The organism is Jutongia huaianensis (assembly GCF_014384985.1).
Lineage (GTDB): Bacteria > Bacillota > Clostridia > Lachnospirales > Lachnospiraceae > Jutongia > Jutongia huaianensis.
On record NZ_JACRSX010000006.1, the window covers coordinates 1 to 19,040 of the forward strand.

13 protein-coding genes are annotated in these 19,040 nt (G+C 46.6%); all 13 read right to left on the reverse strand.

Going from position 1 to position 19,040, the window contains the following annotated elements:
- Positions 1-689: 689 nt before the first annotated feature.
- The gene (locus H8704_RS06250) at positions 690-2,042 is read right to left on the reverse strand and encodes a hypothetical protein (protein WP_249297719.1); all 1,353 of its coding nucleotides are present in this window, start codon (positions 2,040-2,042) and stop codon (positions 690-692) included.
- Between the two features lie 292 nt (positions 2,043-2,334).
- Positions 2,335-3,312, reverse strand: a complete 978-nt coding sequence (locus tag H8704_RS06255; protein WP_022465612.1) for a TIGR03943 family putative permease subunit — start codon at positions 3,310-3,312, stop codon at positions 2,335-2,337.
- Positions 3,313-3,379: 67 nt separating this feature from the next.
- The gene (locus H8704_RS06260) at positions 3,380-4,474 is read right to left on the reverse strand and encodes a CobW family GTP-binding protein (protein ID WP_249297720.1); all 1,095 of its coding nucleotides are present in this window, start codon (positions 4,472-4,474) and stop codon (positions 3,380-3,382) included.
- 100 nt (positions 4,475-4,574) lie between these two features.
- Positions 4,575-5,300, reverse strand: a complete 726-nt coding sequence (locus tag H8704_RS06265; protein ID WP_022465614.1) for a TrmH family RNA methyltransferase — start codon at positions 5,298-5,300, stop codon at positions 4,575-4,577.
- Between the two features lie 70 nt (positions 5,301-5,370).
- A complete protein-coding gene (locus H8704_RS06270) occupies positions 5,371-5,859 on the reverse strand; it encodes a chemotaxis protein CheX (RefSeq protein WP_118677483.1) in 489 nt (162 codons plus the stop codon).
- Between the two features lie 52 nt (positions 5,860-5,911).
- Positions 5,912-6,664 (reverse strand): SurA N-terminal domain-containing protein, encoded by a 753-nt coding sequence (locus H8704_RS06275; protein ID WP_249297722.1) that lies wholly within the window; start codon positions 6,662-6,664, stop codon positions 5,912-5,914.
- A 5-nt stretch (positions 6,665-6,669) separates the two neighbouring features.
- Positions 6,670-10,311, reverse strand: coding sequence for a transcription-repair coupling factor (mfd, locus tag H8704_RS06280; RefSeq protein WP_243101852.1), 3,642 nt, complete (start codon positions 10,309-10,311; stop codon positions 6,670-6,672).
- A 27-nt stretch (positions 10,312-10,338) separates the two neighbouring features.
- Positions 10,339-10,905: an aminoacyl-tRNA hydrolase gene (pth, locus tag H8704_RS06285; protein ID WP_118677479.1), complete on the reverse strand. Its 567-nt coding sequence runs from the start codon at positions 10,903-10,905 to the stop codon at positions 10,339-10,341.
- Between the two features lie 11 nt (positions 10,906-10,916).
- On the reverse strand, positions 10,917-12,053 hold the full coding sequence (locus H8704_RS06290) for an HD-GYP domain-containing protein (protein ID WP_022465619.1): 1,137 nt from the start codon (positions 12,051-12,053) through the stop codon (positions 10,917-10,919).
- A 42-nt stretch (positions 12,054-12,095) separates the two neighbouring features.
- Positions 12,096-13,055 (reverse strand): HPr(Ser) kinase/phosphatase, encoded by a 960-nt coding sequence (gene hprK / locus H8704_RS06295; RefSeq protein WP_022465620.1) that lies wholly within the window; start codon positions 13,053-13,055, stop codon positions 12,096-12,098.
- Positions 13,039-14,961, reverse strand: coding sequence for an excinuclease ABC subunit UvrC (uvrC, locus tag H8704_RS06300; RefSeq protein ID WP_022465621.1), 1,923 nt, complete (start codon positions 14,959-14,961; stop codon positions 13,039-13,041). Before uvrC ends, hprK begins: the two co-directional genes overlap by 17 nt.
- A 2-nt stretch (positions 14,962-14,963) precedes the next feature.
- Positions 14,964-16,052 carry a fibronectin type III domain-containing protein gene (locus H8704_RS06305; RefSeq protein WP_249297724.1) on the reverse strand — a complete coding sequence of 363 codons (1,089 nt, stop codon included), beginning with the start codon at positions 16,050-16,052 and terminating at the stop codon, positions 14,964-14,966.
- Positions 16,053-16,173: 121 nt separating this feature from the next.
- Positions 16,174-18,921: an ATP-dependent zinc metalloprotease FtsH gene (gene ftsH, locus H8704_RS06310; protein ID WP_249297725.1), complete on the reverse strand. Its 2,748-nt coding sequence runs from the start codon at positions 18,919-18,921 to the stop codon at positions 16,174-16,176.
- Between the last annotated feature and the right edge of the window lie 119 nt (positions 18,922-19,040).

Here is a 19,040-nt window from a genome sequence, read left to right on the forward strand (position 1 = left end):
AAATCTTTTTGTCTTCTGAAATATCTTTTTTAAGATGTAATCTACATCTTTTATTTAGAATTTTCAGGGTTGTTTTACTGTTCAATTATCAAGCTTCTCTCAAGCGTTCCCGCTTGTTTCTTACTGACTCTTTTCTGCGTCAGCGAGATATATATTATCACGCTTTTCCGAAGTTGTCAACACTTTTTCAAAACTTTTTTTAATTTTTTTTAAAATCTTTTCCAATGCCCTCCAATTCAGGCCTCAAAGCAATCCAAAAAATGGATTTTTTTCCGGCCAGATCCCTTTTAAAACACTTTACATACGGCATCCTTTCGCTCCTGTGAACGTTCTTCCCCGGTATATTTTTTGCTTTATCCGGTGAATTTTGGTCCTCTTCAGTCTTCAGACTTCGTTCCGTTTCACTGTTCGCTTTTCACCTTTGTTTCTCCTCTGATTCCGCAGAAATCATAAACCTGCCAATCATCCGCGAATTACCGTGCTGCTGGCTTTAAATGCGTCTTAAATCATTTTAAAGCGTCTAAATCACATCATTACACCTTCTTTAAAGCAACACCCAATTTTCTGTATTGTTCAAATGATTTTACGCATAATTAACGCCATAATTTCTAAAAAGAAAAAGGAGATACCCTTTCAGGTATCCCCTTCCTTTTGAAAGCTCTTATTATTATTGTAATAGAAGTGAACTATTATTTAACGGTAGCTTTAACCTTTACAGATTTAGAACCTACCTTGATTGTTACGGCTTTTTTCTTAGCCTTCTTAGCACCCTTCAGAGTAAGAGTAGCTTTACCCTTAGCAAACTTAACGTCTGTAAGCTTAACAATCTTGCCCTTTACAGTAATTGTATCAGCAAATGCTTTCTTCTTATTCTGAACCTTAGATGCCTTAATTACTAACTTAGTAGTCTTACCCTTCTTAACAGTGATGGCTTTCTTAGCTGCCTTAACCTTCTTGGCTGAGTTGCGGACATAAACCTTGATCTTAGCAGAAACCTTCTTATCACCATTTGTAGACTTCAGAGTTACTGTTGTAGAAGCACCCTTAACGGCCTTCTTAGGAGCCTTGATTACAACCTTCTTGCCCTTAACCTTAGCTGTAGCAACCTTCTTAGAAGCTGTTGTAGCTGTAACTACTGCAGCCTTTGTAGCTGGCTTAGCAGCTGTTGCTGTGAATCCAACCTTAACAGTCTTACCAGGAGCAACTACTACTGTCTTCTGAGCAGCTTTGATCTTGGATGTACCAACTGCTGCAGGAGTTGTAATTGTCTGCTTTGTTGTAATCTGAGCAGGTGTTGTTGTCTTTGCCGGAGCTGTTGTCTTTGCCGGAGCTGTTGTCTTTGCTGGAGTTGTAGCTGTAGCTGCAGGTGTCTCTGTCGGCACCTCTGCAGGTGCTGCATCATAAACCTCGATTGTTGCACTTGCACCGAAATCAAGACCGAATCCTAAGAATGTACCACCATTCCAATCTGGAGCCGCAGGAGCCTCTCCATCCTCATACTCCTCAGAAAGGTCAATACCGATCTCTGTCTCGCCAAGCTTATATTCACCAAAGAATGTTGACTTATCTTTCACATTGCCCCAGAATTCACCATTTTTAATGTATGAATTGTTAAGACTAGCTTCCTGATCACCCAGTTTGCATTTACCATTCCAGCAGAAATCCCAAAGTTTCAGAGTAGCACCTTCAGTAAGAGATGTTACCTTGTAAACAGGCTGCTTGAATGCGGCGATCTTATTAGCGATCTCCATTGGGAAGAATGTACGGCTAGAATGATTTACACCATCAACCGTCATATCATCTCCATCATGACCATAAAAATCAACAACTTCACCGTTGAGCTTTGTCACAAGATTCTCGTTTGTATCTTTGTTATGACCATCACCCTCCTTTGGTGTAGTGATCTCTAATACATACTTGCTTGGTGTTGCTGTAGTTTCCTCGGCACTAGCCTTGCCTGCAGTTACGTTTACTCCTGTAACTACCATAGCAGCAGACAGAAGTAAGGAAAGAGCTTTCTTCATTCCCTTTGTTAACTTCATTTCTTTTCCTCCTTAAAATTTCCCCCAATTTATTCTATGGGTTGTTTTGATTTTTTAAGAAGTGTACATAATTATCGACTCCGCAACTGCCGATAACTATACCACTTCCATTACGCATTATATCATAACAACTTTCTTCAAAATGTGATATAGACAAATTCACCAATCCGAAGATTGTTTTTTTGTGTTTTATGTCCAAAACCGTCACACTTTCGTATTATTTTGTGCATTTTTCATAATGCTTTTATTTATTTTTTACTTTTCTTGGCATTTTTGCATAACATTTAACCGGTTAATTGAAATATACCAGTTCTTCCTTCGGTTTTTGTGCCGCCACAACTTCTTCTGCATAAAATACCGGTCCCTCTTCTCCGTATTCTTTGCGGAATTTAAACTCCAGACGTGCCGTGATCGTGACATAGCTGCCATTTGCAAAGTCAGACCAGTCATCGGCTTTGCAGAGAAATCCGATAAACTGCACGTCATCGGCGCAGCAGGTCATGGCATGGCGTCCAAATACCACATAACCCTTTTCAAGTCCTCTGGTTTTCTGGATCCGTCCTGTGAGATGAAGTGTCTTGCCATCATAAACAGACTGATGATCGATCATATCCACATACCAGAGGCCAAAATCGTCTTCCTTGATATCAATGATATCCGCTTTGACGTCAAATGGCATTTCGTCCTTCATCTCGTAGAACGCATCATCCTCTGACTCATAAACGATCTGCGCTCTCGGATTTACTGCTTTTACGCTGCCGCGAATGGCATTTTTGTTGGTATTTTCTACGGTGCAACGGTTGACGATGACCATCTCCGATACCTTGTAATGCTCTACCATCATAGACGGCATATTCCGCGTATATAATAAAAAGGTTTCGTCATTTACGACATCTATGGTCTGGAAGTATACCTCCCGGTCAAAGCAGATATCCTCCAGGAAATCATACATCTCCGGGATATGTTTTGTGGACCACATTCCATTGTATTCTATAATAATACGATCCGGGCGGTGCTTTTTCAGAAACTTTTCTATTACCTTGCCATTGAAGGACTCCTCGTCCTCGATATATTCACATGCCGCATGGGTCTGATCAAGAAGCGCCTGAGGATATTCTTCCTCTCCTTCTTCACAGACAAGAATCAGTGTTTTGGATTTGTCGTCAAAAAGCTCATCCACCAGCAAGTCGCGGATCAGACTTGTCTTTCCTGCCTCAAGAAATCCCATGATGACGTATACCATCATCTCCTGTTTTTGCTTTCCAAACATAGCTATCCTCTCTTTGTTGTGTCATTTGTCATTACAATAAACTAATCGTTGCGTTGTGTTTCTTCTATCATACATGGAACAATTCTTTAATCTTATCCTCGTTGAGATTTGCACCGATGACACAGATACGTCCTGTATAATCTGCCGCACCACGGCGAAGCTCAGTCTCCTCCGGTACCAGATCGAAGTGGAACCACTCTCCCTCTACCGGTGTCACGATACCTTTGGCACGAAGTACCTCTCCGTACCCGTCGCCCTTTGCCAGCTTGTCCAGAATATCTTTCAGCTCCTCCTCGGTAAACTTATGAGCAGTCTCTACGCCCCAGCTTGTAAATACATCATCTGCGTGATGATGTCCCTCATGATCATGGTGATGACCACAGCCACACTCTCCATCATGATGATGCTCATGGTCGTCATGATGATGGCCGCAGCCACACTCTCCATCATGATGATGCTCGTGCTCGTCATGGTCATGATGATGCTCATCATGATCGTGGTGATGACCACAGCAGCATCCGCCATCATGATGATGGTGCTCATGCTCTTCCATAAGCTCTTTTTCCAGAGAATTTACCTTTTCCATTGCCTCAAGGATGTTCTTTCCATTGATATCATCCCAAGGTGTTGTAATGATGGAAGCCTCATCATTCTTTTCACAGATCATCTTTACACAGGTGTCCAGCTTATCATCAGACACCTTCTGGGTACGGCTGAGAATTACTGTTCCTGCATATTCGATCTGGTTATTGTAGAACTCTCCGTAGTTCTTCATATACATTTTGCATTTCTGGGCATCTACAACAACAGCGGTACTGTTGATCTCAACGCCCTCTCCGATATTCTGTACTGCTTTGATAACGTCAGACAGCTTGCCTACACCGGACGGCTCAATGATCACACGGTCCGGAGAATACTTCTCCAGCACTTCCTTTAATGCTGCGCCAAAGTCGCCCACCAGCGAACAGCAGATACAGCCTGAGTTCATCTCTGTGATCTGGATGCCGGCCTCCTTCAGGAAACCGCCATCAATGCCGATCTCACCAAATTCATTTTCTATCAGTACAAGCTTCTCTCCTGTAAAAGCTTCTGCGATCAGTTTTTTGATCAATGTGGTCTTTCCTGCTCCTAAAAATCCCGAAATAATATCAATCTTTGCCATAATAATCCTTCCTTTCTTACTTCTTTGTCTATAATATATTATACATTTGTTGTCAACACATCAGGATTATATACTCCTGATATGAACGCCACAAAATCCGTCACCGGCGAGATGCACTATGAGCCGCATACATTGCGATACTGGCGGCAATCGGCAGATTCAGGCTGTCAATCCTGTGGGAATGCGGGATAATAACTGATGTGCCTATATTGAGAAATTCTCCCGGCAGACCGGTTGCCTCGTTGCCAAAGATCAGAGAATACGTCCCTGACGGATGGATCTCCGGCAATGTAATCTGTGCCTGCAGCATAAACGGATACAATTCTCTGTCTCCAAACTGCTGCCGGTACTCCTCAAAGGTATCAAAATACTGAAACTCTGTGGAAAAGATCGCTCCCATAGACGCCCGCACGACTTTTGGGTCAAATGCATCCACTGCCGGGCGCACGATTGCCATCTGGTTTAGCTCAAATCCAAGGGCACTTCTCATAATGGTTCCCATGTTTCCCGCATTGGACGGATTGACCAGCACGATATGAGAGGCGTCTTTTTGCAATGTTCCAGGAAATTTGCGGAATTCTCCGATCACGTAGCAGTTTTCCTTTTGGGAGAGTACGTGAAATATTTTGTCCGTCTGCTGGACCGGTATGCCGGCTTCCCTGCATATTGCCCGCAGCTTATCATATGTGTCTCCTTCTTTCATTGCGGAGTGAACATATACTTTATTGACATATTCTGTCTTGTATCGAAGGAGTTCAAAGGTCAGTGTAATTCCCAGAGAATACGAAACGGGATCGTCCTTGCGATATCGTTTAAATCCTGCCATAGTAATCCTGCATCCTTTCTGCGTTATTTATTCATTTAGAAAGCCGGCAGGCTGTCTGCTGCCGGCTGTGTTATTCTGCAATAAAAATATCTACGGATATGGAACCTGCATCCGAACAAAACGGAATGCTCAACATCTGGTTTCCCTGCCCCTGGTAGCTGCTGCCATCGTAATATCCCGGCGGGGTAATGTCGATCCGAATATTGTTGCTGGCAAATACTGTCGCTGCATTACCTGCGATCATATTCCCCAGTTCGGAGATGGCACTCTGTCCGATCTCATCAATCGTATTAACCGGCTGCATCATCATTTTGGAAATGATTTCTAACGCTGCCGGATGCTCCATGTTGAGTATAACCTTGCCACTCAGGCCTCCTACAATGCCAAGTTCAATAATAGAAGCATCATCCGGGTACTCTTCTTTCTTTACTCCGGGTTTTCCAATCTTGAGATCCATCTTGCATACGTCCTTTACAACCTTGCACACAGATAAAATAAATGGATTAACATGCTCTGCTTTCACCATTTTCGTTCCTCTCTTTCGTACAAATACTGCCATTTGTCCTATCTTTTAGTATAACAAATCACGTTGTCTCTGTAAACATCCTTTCCTACAATGTAAAGTCGTTCCAGAAGCTCTGATTGATGTCCACTTTTTTGTCCTGAAGCCATTGATTATACTTTTTGACAAACATATCCGACTGGCGCTGCCGGATGATCTTTTCCTTCTGCTGATCGATCATATCCTGTGTGATGGAGATATCCTCCTCCGTCTGCAGTGCCGAACCGGATGCCGTTTTTGCTGCCTCCTTCCGGATCGCTTCGCTTGCTTCCTCGTCTGTCACATTGGTATCTGCTTCATCTGTCGCAACATAAAACATCTTTTCTGCCAGCAGATTCTCCTGATAGATCTCACTGATCTTCTGGACAGAAAGACCGTATTCCTTTTTGTCGGCCGCCTTGGCATTCTGCACCAGACTTTCCGCCTGACGAAGCGCCTCGTCCTGCTCGTCTGCCGAGAGACTGACCTCCTGCTGCTGAGCTACATCGGAGATCACTTTCAACTGCGTGATCATATTGACAATCTCCTGCTTTGCCTGGTCACCGATGGTTTCATTGTCATCCAGCTTGTATTGCCACAGCTCCTTGCCAAAGCTGTCCTCATACTGGCATTTCAGAAAATAACAATATGCCATCACTTCACTGTAGCGCACCTGATCGTCTCCGACCATCATTACGACAGTACCGGAGGACACCGTTGTTCCTTTTTCTTCTCTTGATGATTTTTTATGGCCACAGCCGGTAAATACAAGAGCTGCTGCCATGGCAATACATAAGCCTGATATCCATTTTTTTCTCTGCATGATGCTTACTCCATTCTTTCTTTTGCGTCTTTATCCTGCCCACTGGAAGCTGTCATTTCTGTATCATGTCCCTGAAGCTGTCCTATGGCCTTCACAACACTTTCTGCTGCCTGAAATATTCTTTCTGTCTGCCGGCGTTTTTCTTTTGCTGCGGCTTTGCCCGTGACTGCCGCTTTGCCATCCCCTGTCTCCAACGCCCTGCGGACATACAGGAAATGTGCCTCTCCCTTGGAGATATAACGGAGATCGCCATCAAACGCCTGTATCATATCCGGTATCCCTGTAACATCCAGAGACAGCTCCGGCTGCATGTAAAACCGGATTCCATCCGGCTTCTGGGTCACCTGAAGAATACCGCTGCGGTGCGCATCCGCTTTCAGTACAGCGATCCGCAGAAGATTCTGTGCCGCATGAGGAATGTCACCGAAACGGTCCACCAGCTCATCCTCCATGTCTGAGCGTTCTCCCTCATTGTCCAGTGCCGCGATCCGTTTATACATATCCAGCTTCTGATACTCACTTTTAATATACGATGCCGGAATGAATGCGTCAACCTGCAGGTCAATATTTGTCTCCATTTCTTCTCTCTCCGGCCGTTCTCCCTTCATAGTACGAACGGCTTCGCTGAGCATTTTGCAGTAGAGCTCGTATCCTACTGCCTCCATATGACCTGACTGGGCTGCTCCCAGCAGATTACCGGCTCCCCGGATCTCCAGATCCCGCATGGCAACTTTGATGCCGGAGCCCAGATCTGTATATTCCCGGATCGCTGCCAGTCGTTTCTCTGCCACCTCCCGGAGAATCTTGTCTTTTTTGTACATCAGAAAGGCATATGCGGTCCGGTTGGAACGTCCCACACGTCCTCTGAGCTGATAAAGCTGGGACAATCCCATCTGATCAGCATTATCTATAATGATAGTATTTACATTAGATATGTCAAGCCCCGTTTCAATAATGGTGGTTGCGATCAGCACATCGATCTCCCCCTGAATAAAACTCATCATAATGCGCTCCAGCTCCCTCTCACTCATCTGGCCGTGAGCAAATGCCACATTGGCATCCGGCACCAGACGGGCGATCTCCATGGCAACCTCGTCGATATTACGGACACGGTTATATACATAATATACCTGTCCTCCCCGCACGAGCTCCCGGTTGATGGCTTCCCGGATGATCTCTCCGCTATGCTCCATCACAAAGGTCTGGATCGGCAGACGGTCTACCGGCGGTTCCTCCAGTACACTCATATCACGGATTCCCACCAGACTCATATGCAGGGTCCGCGGAATCGGTGTCGCCGAAAGAGTCAGTACATCCACGTCCCCCTTCATCTGCTTGATCTTCTCCTTGTGGGTCACACCAAAGCGCTGCTCCTCATCTACGATCAGAAGCCCCAGATCCTTGAAGGAAACATCCTTGGACAAAAGCCTGTGGGTACCAATGACAATATCCACTTCGCCCCGCTTGAGCTTTTCAATGGTCTTTTTCTGCTGTGCGGCTGTGCGAAACCGCGACATCATTTCCACATTGATCGGATAATCTCCCAGTCTTTCCCTGATGGTATTGTAATGCTGCTGTGCCAGTATGGTGGTTGGCACCAGAAATGCCACCTGTTTATTGTCATTTACCGCCTTGAAGGCAGCCCGAATCGCCACTTCTGTCTTGCCGTACCCCACATCGCCGCAGATCAGACGGTCCATCACCCTGCTGCTTTCCATATCCCGTTTTGTCGCCGCAATAGCTTCCAGCTGATCTGCCGTCTCCTCATAAGGAAACATCTCCTCGAACTCTGTCTGCCAGACGGTGTCCGGACTGAACCGGTATCCCGGCTGCTCCTGACGCTTTGCGTACAGCTCCACCAGCTCTCTGGCAATCTCCTTAACTGCTCCACGGACTCTGGTCTTTGTCTTTTTCCATTCCATGGTGTTGAGCTTGTTAAGCTTTGGCTTTTTGGCTGCATCCTGACTGGCATACTTCTGCAGAACATCCAGTGCCGATGCCGGAACGTAAAGATTCCCACCGTCTCCATACTCAATTTTGATGAAATCCTTGGCAACATTGTCTACCTTGATCTTCTCAATACCACGGTAAATACCGAGACCGTGGTTCTCATGAATCACAAAATCTCCTACATTGAGTTCATTGAAGCTCTGGATCACCTGACCATTGTGCTGCTTCTGACGTTTGCGTCCCGTTCTGGTCCGTGCGCCAAAGATATCACTCTCAGTCACCACTACAAAACGAAGCTGCGTATAGGAAAATCCTTTTGAAAGACGGCCATAGCTTACCATAAGCTCTCCCGGCTGCAGCTCCCGGTCCAGCGTCTCCCGGTAAAATGCCGGCACATCATACTGCTCAAAGTCTCCCGCCAGACGTTTTGCCCTGGTTCTGGAGGCACAGAGCATCAAAATGCGGTAGCCCTGCTCCCGCCAGCGTTTCATGTCCTCCACCAGGAGTTCGAAATGCTTATTGTATGAAGCGATGGTCTGGCACTGCAAATGAAGGCTTTCCTTCACCTCCACCCCTGCCGGAAGCCCATCCAGCATGGATAAATATACCGTTTTCTTCTGCTGAAGCATAGCATTGACTGTCTCTGCACTATACAAGACTTCCATTTGTCCCGGCAGTAAAAGTCCCTTTTCCAGACGGTTTTCCATGCTTTCCCGGAACTCTGTCTCCACCGCCTGCATCGCCTCCAGGCAGCGCACCGGTTCATCTACCGCAAACAGCGTTTCCTCCGGGTCGAAGAAATCAAAAAAAGAACCCGCTGTTCCGTCAAAATAGGTAAGAAAGCTTTCCAGTCCGGCTCCACTGCGTGAGTACTCCACACGCTCCTTCCATTCCCGCATAGTATCCGCGAGACGGTTATATGCCTCAAAATCCCCTGCTTTTTTGAACTTTGCCTGCAGCTTATCCCGGTCTTTTTTGATCTTTGCAAATCCCTGACGCAGCTGCGCATCATTTAATATAATCTCCATTGCCGGAAAGATCGTGATCTGTTCCACACGCTCAATGGACCGCTGGCTTTCCACATCGAAGGATCGTATCGTATCGATCTCATCTCCCCACAACTCAATCCGGTACGGACATTCCTCTGTGGGAGAATAGAGATCAACGATCCCTCCCCGGATAGAATACTGCCCCGGCTGTTCCACCTGGCTCTGTCTCTCATATCCCATATCTGTCAGGCAGCGGCTCAGATCCTCCAGATCGATCTGCGCTCCCTCCTGCAGTCTGCGGCATGATTTCTTATAGACAGATAAGGACTGCACATATTCCATCCCCGCCGTCATGGTGGTGATTACTGTGCCGCCCTCCTGGTCTAATAATAATTTGATTGTCTTTAATCGTTCTGTTTCTACTGCATTGCCATGGACATCTGCACTATAAAAGATAACATCTTTCGCCGGATAAAATACGGCGTTTTTGTCGTACATCCGGTAATCCGCAAGAATTTCCCGTGCCTTTTTCTCATTGGCGGTAATGATCACCGTCCAGCTTTTCTCCTGAGATAATCCACTCACAAGATGGCTTTTCTGTCCGTCGATGCAGCCTGATATCCGGATTGGCATTCTGCCCCGCTCAATACATTCTCTGGCGCTGCCGTAGGCATTTAACTCCTCCAGAGGCTTCCATAGCGTTTCCATGAATGGCTGTCCTTTCCTTATATAAAGTTATTTGTTGTTATATTTGTTCATAGCGGAAGTTACATCCGCCGTAATAATCTCGCAGCATGCTTTGGTGGTCTTTTCCAATGCCTCCCGGATCACCGGTTCTTCTTCTCCGGGAAATCTTCCCAGCACATAATCCGCCAGATCCCAGCCCTTCGGCTTCTCTCCTACGCCCACACGGATGCGTGGAAAGACCTGGGTTCCCAGATGTGCAATGATATTTTTGATACCATTATGTCCTCCGGCGCTGCCCTTCGGACGAATCCGAAGCTTCCCCGGTGCCAGATTGATATCATCGTAAATAACGATCAGCTCCTCCTCCGGATCGATCTTGTAATAATCCACCAGCTCCCGGACACTCTCTCCGCTGAGATTCATATAGGTCTGCGGCATCGCCAGAAGAACCTTCTGTCCCTCGATCACACCTTTGCCACAGACCGCCTTATGCTTTTTGATATCCATGGAAATCCCGTAAGTATCCGCCAACACCGTCAACGCCGAAAAACCGATATTGTGACGGGTGCCATCGTATTTCCTTTCCGGATTTCCTAAACCTACTATTATATACATTTCTTTATCCTTTAATAATTCTTGTGTGTCAGTTTCTCACCCATGTGCACGGTACGTCCCTCGTAACTCTTTAACAGCTCCGTATCCATAACGTAACGGTTATCCATCGTCTTCATAATATCGCGGATCTGCACTTCCGCTGTAACTGCCGGATCGGCCATATTATAGATGACATTCGTCCGGAACGAAAGAACCTCCGGTGCAAGCACATCCTCATCATTGGCGGAAACCACCAGACCCTTGTCTCCATTGGTAAATTCCACGCAGACACCCGGCTGCAAAATATTGATGCTCTGGATCAGTGCGGTCACTACCTCCGGATCAAAGCCCTGCTCCGGATCAAGAAGTATTCTGACAGCCTCAATCTCGGATGCCGGTTCTTCCTCAAAATTCATAGCGGTCAGAGAATCATATGCATAGGCTACTTTCAGTATGTCTATATTTAAAGATTTATATGTAGCCGCATCATCACCATTGGTTTGATGAAGTGCATTGATGATCCCCTTCACGGTACGTTTGATCTCCGGGTCGAGATCATAATCATTATCAATCAGCTGAACCGCTGCATAATGATAGGTCCGGATCTTTTTTTCATCCTCCTGGGTGATCTCGTTTTTGCGTTTGCGGCGGATATGCGGTGGGATCAACAGGCTGCCCACATCATGCAGAATTGCCGCTACCACAATATCCAGCTGCTGCTTAAACTCCATATGAAGCTTGTGAGAGATCATAGCGCAGAGGATTGCCGTATTCAGAGAGTGCTTATATACATAATCCTCATTACTTCTCAGGTTCTGTACAAAGCTGATCTTGTGATTCAGGCTGCCGTAACGGCGGATGATCTGGTTGGCAAACTGATACATCCCCTTTGCCTCTCTCTGCTTTGTCACAGCATCCAGGATCTCCCGGATCGTAAAAATGGACATTGCCTGAAAACGCTCAAACTCGATATCATCTGCCGACATCGGCGGTACAGGTTCTGCCGGCTCCAGAATATACACCCCGATCAATCCAAAATTCTGAATACTGACAATACCCTGTCTGGTCAGCTTGGAATTGCGCTCATACAGCATAACACCATCTCTATTGTAAATAGGCTTTGCCAGACGCATTCCCAGTTTTAAATCATCTGATTTTATAAATTTCATAAATACATTCTCCCTTCTGCCTAATTTCCCTTCATCCCCAATTTATTTCTTCTGTGTTTTCTCTGCAATATTGTTGGTTACACGGTTATAAAGCTCCAGTGCCGCATTGTAACCCATCTTCTTCTGTCTGTAGTTGACTGCGGCAGACTCACAGATGATCGCACAGTTACGACCCGGACGGATCGGAATAGAATGACAGACAACCTTGTTTCCAAGGAACTCAATATACTGCTCCTCCAGACCCAGACGATCATATTCCTGATTTTTGTTGTACTCTTCCAGCTTAATGACCAGATTGATCTCCTGCTCATTTTTTACACTCTCGACACCAAACAGCGTTTTGGCATCAATAATACCAATACCACGAAGCTCGATAAAATGACGGGTGATATCCGGTGCACTTCCGATCAGGGAGGCATCGCTTACTTTTTTAATCTCTACAACATCATCGGACACGAGACGATGACCTCTGTGGATCAGCTCCAGTGCAACCTCGGACTTACCGATGCCGCTCTCACCCATGATCAGAACACCTTCACCAAACAGGTCAAGAAGTACACCATGAACGCTGCAGCGCGGTGCAAGCTCTACATTGAGCCAGCGGATCACCTCCGCCATAAAGGCATTGGTCTCTTTGCCGGTGCGAAGCAATGGCACCTGATACTTGCTGGCAAGCCGGATCAGCTTGTCATCAATGTGAAGATCACGACAGAATACAATACACGGCGGCTTTGTATGACGCTCACTGCCTGCCATGATGATCTCCATCATTTCCAATGTGTAATCCAGACCCTTCTGCTCCATATATGTGTGCTCTACATGACCAATGATCTGTATCCTTCCGGAATCAAAGTAATCAAAAAAGCCTGCAAGCTGCAAAGCCGGACGGTTCACGTCGGTCTGCACGATCTCGATCCGTGAAACATCTACATCCTTGGTTACATTTTCCAGTTCCATTTGTTCGATTAATTTTTCCAATAATACACTATATGTCTCTGCCATTCTGTTCTCCTTTAATCTGTGCTTCCTGCCCGCCGGTCTCCCCATCTGCCGGATGGAAGAAATCATACACCTTGCGCGCAGCCCCTAAGTTCATGGTTTCTGTTTGTGATAACTCCTCTATGTCTGCGCTCCTGACTGCTTCAATGGAGCCAAACTTCTTCATTAATGCACGGCGTCTTTTCCCGCCGATCCCCGGAATATCATCCAAAATAGACTTTACCTGCACCTTGCTCCGCAAAGAGCGGTGATACTCGATAGCAAACCGGTGTACCTCATCCTGTATCCGGGTCATCAGGTGAAAGCCTTCGCTGTTAATATCAATCGGAAGCTCCTCCCCCTGAAAATAAATTCCTCTGGTACGGTGTCTGTCATCCTTGACCATACCACAGACAGGAATGGTTAAATGAAGCTTACGAAGCACCTCCTCGGCAATATGCACCTGCCCCTTTCCACCGTCCATCATGATCAGATCCGGATAGCGGGTAAAGCTGCCATTTTCCTCATCAAAGCCCTGCTCTGCCAGCTTTTTCTCCTCTTCCAGCCCATGCTCAAAACGTCTGGTAAGAACCTCCCGCATGCTGGCATAATCATCCGGTCCCTGAACCGTTTTGATCCGGAACTTCCGGTAGTCGCTTTTGCGGGGACTGCCATCCTCAAAAACCACCATAGAGCCTACTGATTGAAATCCGCTGATATTCGAAATATCGTAGGATTCCACTCTGTGTACTCCCGTGATACCGATCCAGGAACAAATTTCCTGCATGGCACCGATGGTCCTCTCCTCTGCCCGGCGGATCTTCTGGGCATCCTGTTCCAGAACCATCAGCGCATTTTTGTGTGCCAGCTCTACCAGCCGCTCCTTCTGTCCCTTCTTGGGTACCAGAATACGCACCTTGTCGCCACGACGTTCACTGAGCCATCTGGCGATAACCTCTGCATCTTCTATCTCATATTCTAACATGAGTTCCTTGGGAATAAAAGGTGTTCCTGCATAAAACTGCTTAAGAAATGCCTGTAGAATCTCCTGCCGGGTGGAGCCGTCTACACCACCTAAATGAAAATGATCTCTTCCGATCATTCTTCCTTCCCGGATAAAGAATACCTGCACCACGGCTTCGCTCTGATCCTTCGCCAGAGCAATGATATCCCGGTCAAGACCATCAAAGCTGGTAATCTTCTGATGAACAGAAGCCTTCCTGACACTTTCCATCAGATCTCTGTACTGTGCCGCTTCCTCAAACTGCATTGCTGCTGATGCCGCCGCCATCTTTTCCTGCAGATACTGCAGTACCCCTGTGTAATCTCCTTCCAGAATCTTCAGAGCTTCCCGGAAATGCTCTTTGTAATCCCCGGAAGAAATATATCCCTGACATGGCGCATCACACTGGCCAATATGATAATTCAGACATGGGCGTTCCTTGCCGGTATCTCTGGGCAGCACCCGCCGGCAGCTTCGGATATGATAGATTTTACGAAGCAGTTCCAGGGTATCCTTTGCAGAGCCTGCACTTGTATAAGGACCGAAATATTTCGATTTATCCCGTTTTTCCTGTCTGGAAAAGACAAGTCTGGGAAAATCCTCACCCACCGTCGCTTTAATAAAAGGATAGCTCTTGTCATCCTTGAGCATGGTGTTGTATTTCGGACGATGCTCCTTGATCAGATTGCTCTCCAAAACCAGAGCCTCCACCTCAGAGTCCGTAATGATATACTCAAAATGATCAATCTGGGATATCATTTTTTCTATCTTGGGTGAAACATTTCTGCTGGGCTGAAAATACTGCCGTACCCTGTTTTTCAGGCTGATGGCTTTCCCCACATAAATAATCGCATCCTTTGCATCATGCATCAGATAGACTCCCGGCTTTCCCGGCAGTTTTTTTAGCTCCTCCTCAATATCAAACACTTTTATTTTTTGACCTTTCCTTTTTTTACCCCGCTATAGGGACCAAATACTTTCTTTTTGCCATTTAACTTATATGCCCGCACCTTTACATAAAAGACACTGCCTCTGGAAAGATCTGTCAGGGCAGCTCTATGCCCCGTCAATATTACAGAAGCTGCTCCCTTGGGAATCTTTTTACTCGTTGCAAAACGGACCTGATATCCCTTCGCTCCTTTGGTGCTTTTCCAGGTAATCGTCAATGTCTTTTTTTTGTTATTTTTAACAGCCACACCGCTTACCTTCCCCGGTGCTGTCACCTTTTCTGTTGTTTTTTCTTCTGCGTCTGCCTTTCCTGTTGCCTTTGACTTTGCTGCAGTTTTCGGTTTTGTCGTCGCCTTCGGTTTCTTTGTGGTTTTGGGCTTTGTCATCGCTGTCGCCTTCGGTTTTGTTGTCGCAGTCGGCTTGACGGTTGCAGTAGCCGTCGGCTTCGGGCTGCTGGTAGACGGCTTTGGAGTCTCCACCGCATGAGGAATCTGGTTGCCGGAATCATCTGTCAGATAAAGATCCGGACTGCTGATATACCAGATATAATTGGATTCTTCAATCCCGATACTGGCAGAGGTGATAGGGATTCTCCCGGCAAAAATGCCGGCAGCAGGATCGGCACAATAGAATATCCCATCTGTATAATCTGTCACCAAAACGGCATGCTGCTGATCGGACTTCTGTTTGTATACAACAATCCCCTCCGGATGCTCTGACAGTTTGACCGCCAGATCTGTGGCATTTCCGGAAAAGCTGTCATGTGCTACCATCATACCACCACAGGTAAAGTTCCATTTTAAGCCTGTCCCTTCGACCCATGCCGCAGAACGCATCATATCCGTTGTAATGGAGGCCCAATTCGCATTTCCGTTCATCATTGCCCCGCGGCGCACCAGCATAGTCGCAGCCACCAGCGTACAAAGACTGCTGCCGGACGGCTGTTTTAAAAATACACTGTCCTGATTAATATCCGAAAATGTCGCAGCATCCGCATTTTTCACATCCACATGCCAGCCGGCCAGAGCAACACAGGCTGTCAGCAATACCGCCAAGTATTTTTTGTTCATTCTTTTCATGAGTATCTCCTCAGATTTATAATTTAGGTATTATTATAACGACCATTTAAGTCAAAAAAGAGTCGGGGTAAAAAAATACCCCGACTTTCATTTTATCATATTTACCTATGCTTTACAAGCTGTCAGCGGGATTCCCGCTATCGTCCCCGTTGTCATTTTCGGCCTGTGGTGTCATAAATTTCCGGATGATTTCCACGATACCATCCTCATCATTGGATGACGTAACATAGTCCGCTGCCTCCTTGACTTCTTTCTGGGCATTTCCCATTGCAACGCCTTTCCCCGCATACCGCAGCATTGGCAGATCATTGAAGCTGTCACCAACACAGATGACCTTTTCCCTGTTGATCTCCAGGAATTTCATTAATTTGTCCACCGCTACTGATTTATCTACAAACTTCGGCAGGATCTCTACATAATAAGGATCGGAACGGAACACATTGAGTTTGTCTCCGAAGCGTTCCTTCAATGTCTTTTCCACTTCCTTCATCTTGTCCGGTGCTCCGGAAAGAAGAAGCTTGTTTACCGGGAAGTCGATCGCACGAACCAGATCATTGACCTGACGGATCGTGATATCACATGCCTTGGCATCTGCTTCAATATAAGAATCTATGCCATTCCCCGCCAAAAGCTCTTTTGCTTCGTCATGATAAACGGTAATGCCAAGCTGTAACTCCTTAGCTGCCTCATAGACCGGCTTGATCATATCCCGATCCAGTGTCTGATTGTAAATGCACTCTCCTGTCTTGCAGTTGACTACCGTGGTGCCGTTATACGCAATCACATAACCGCCAAACTGCTCCAGCTCAATGGCCGCTGCCGTACGCCGGATGCCGGAAATAGACCGGCCGGAAGCGATCGCCACGGTCTTTCCCCTCTGCTGCAGCTCGATCAATGCCTGACGTGTATTTTCCGATACCTTTTTGTCTGAGCCGACCAGCGTACCATCCACATCAAGAACGAGCGCATTATATAAGTCTCCCTCCGGATCCTTAATGCCTTTCACCTGTCGGAAGATCTTCATAAACTCCTTGCCGGTAATGGTCTCGTGAGCGATCAGAAACTCTGCCAGCTTATCCAATGCTTCTCTGTCACCCTGTAAAAGCTCCTCTGCCTTGGCGTAACATTCCTTCAGGATACGCATAACCTCCTGATCGATCTCCGCCTCTGTGGCATCACCGCAGTTTAACACGGCACGTCCATCAAGATAACGGTTCTGGATCGACTCCAGACCGATCAGTCCGAACTTTTCTGACATACCATACTGTGTCACCATGGCTCTTGCAAGCTTAGTTGCCTGCTCTATATCATTGGAGGCACCTGTGGTAACAGAATCAAATACGATCTGCTCTGCTGCGCGGCCGCCAAACAATGTGGTGATCCGGGTCAGTATCTCATCCTTGCTCATCAGATACTTTTCCTCCTCCGGCACCTGCATTACATATCCCAGAGATCCCATGGTTCTCGGTACGATCGTAATCTTCTGAACCGGTTCCGAATGCTTCATCAGAGCCGTTACCAGAGCATGACCCGTCTCATGGTAAGCAACGATCTTTTTCTCCTCCTTGCCCAGAATACGATCCTTCTTTTCCTTGCCGGCGATCACAACCTCAACCGCCTCAAACAGGTCTGCCTGGCAAACCGCCTTTCTGCCTGCCTTTACCGCCATAATGGCCGCTTCATTGATCATATTGGCCAGGTCGGAACCTACAGCACCACTGGTCGCAAGGGCAATCTCATCAAAATCTACCGTTTCATCCATCAGAACGTCCTTGGCATGTACCTTAAGAATATCCACACGTCCTTTCAGATCCGGCTTCTCCACGATCACGCGACGGTCGAAACGTCCCGGACGAAGAAGTGCCTTGTCCAGCACCTCCGGACGGTTTGTCGCACCCAGGATCACAAGACCCTTGGAGCTGTCAAAGCCATCCATCTCCGAGAGGAGCTGATTTAATGTCTGTTCTCTCTCGTCATTGCCGCCACCATACTGGCTGTCACGGCTCTTACCGATGGCATCAATCTCATCAATAAAAATAATACAAGGCGCCATTGCCTGTGCCTGCTTAAAAAGATCTCTTACACGGGAAGCTCCCACACCCACAAACATCTCCACAAAATCAGAACCGGACAGAGAGAAAAACGGTACTCCGGCCTCCCCCGCCACTGCCTTTGCCAGAAGTGTTTTACCGGTACCCGGAGGTCCTACAAGAAGTGCTCCTTTGGGCAGTCTTGCACCAATCTCTGTATACTTGCCCGGATTATTCAGGAAGTCTACCATCTCTGTCAGGGAATCCATAGCCTCCTCCTGACCTGCTACATCCTTAAAGGTCACACCTGTTTCCTTCTGCACATACATTTTGGCGGTACTCTTGCCAATGCCCATCATGCCGCCGGAATTGCGCGACATCAGACGGAAGATCAGAAAAAGTCCTCCCCACAGCAAAAGTACCGGAAGCAGATAGGACATCAACATATAAATCATACTGGAACTGTTGTCCGTCAGATCCTTTTTAAACTCAACTCCTGCTTTATTTAAACGCTCTACCAGACTATAATCCATAGAAATGATCCCTGTATAATAGGTAATCTGATATACGCTGTCTCCACTGCTCTGAGGAATAATCTTTAACCGGTCTGCTGTCAGCGTGACGGATTTCACCTGTCCATCATCCAGCATCCGGATAAATTTATCATAAGTAATCTCCCGGTTGGTCATCTGCTGTACCTGGTGATTCATCATGGAAAATACCAGAAATACACCGACAGCCACCAAAAGGCAGATGATGATCCCTCTGCGGTTCTGTTTTTTCTGACGGTCGTCATCGCCGCCATTCTGTCTGTTTGTATTATTGTCCAATGCTATATCCTCCTCAATAGCCAGTTCTGTATCAATATTGCCACAAACCGTCCTGGAACGATCCTGCAAATATATCATAGCTTTATTATAATGATAGTGTTCCCATAAATCAATATATC

Coding starts and splice junctions, on each gene's coding strand:
- pth (WP_118677479.1), bottom strand. CDS start 10,905: ATGTATATAATAGTAGGTTTAGGAAATCCGGAAAGGAAATACGATGGC.
- mfd (WP_243101852.1), bottom strand. CDS start 10,311: ATGGAAACGCTATGGAAGCCTCTGGAGGAGTTAAATGCCTACGGCAGC.
- H8704_RS06255 (WP_022465612.1), bottom strand. CDS start 3,312: ATGTTTGGAAAGCAAAAACAGGAGATGATGGTATACGTCATCATGGGA.
- H8704_RS06305 (WP_249297724.1), bottom strand. CDS start 16,052: ATGAACAAAAAATACTTGGCGGTATTGCTGACAGCCTGTGTTGCTCTG.
- H8704_RS06260 (WP_249297720.1), bottom strand. CDS start 4,474: ATGGCAAAGATTGATATTATTTCGGGATTTTTAGGAGCAGGAAAGACC.
- H8704_RS06250 (WP_249297719.1), bottom strand. CDS start 2,042: ATGAAGTTAACAAAGGGAATGAAGAAAGCTCTTTCCTTACTTCTGTCT.
- H8704_RS06275 (WP_249297722.1), bottom strand. CDS start 6,664: ATGCAGAGAAAAAAATGGATATCAGGCTTATGTATTGCCATGGCAGCA.
- H8704_RS06265 (WP_022465614.1), bottom strand. CDS start 5,300: ATGGCAGGATTTAAACGATATCGCAAGGACGATCCCGTTTCGTATTCT.
- hprK (WP_022465620.1), bottom strand. CDS start 13,055: ATGGCAGAGACATATAGTGTATTATTGGAAAAATTAATCGAACAAATG.
- H8704_RS06270 (WP_118677483.1), bottom strand. CDS start 5,859: ATGGCAGTATTTGTACGAAAGAGAGGAACGAAAATGGTGAAAGCAGAG.
- H8704_RS06290 (WP_022465619.1), bottom strand. CDS start 12,053: ATGAAATTTATAAAATCAGATGATTTAAAACTGGGAATGCGTCTGGCA.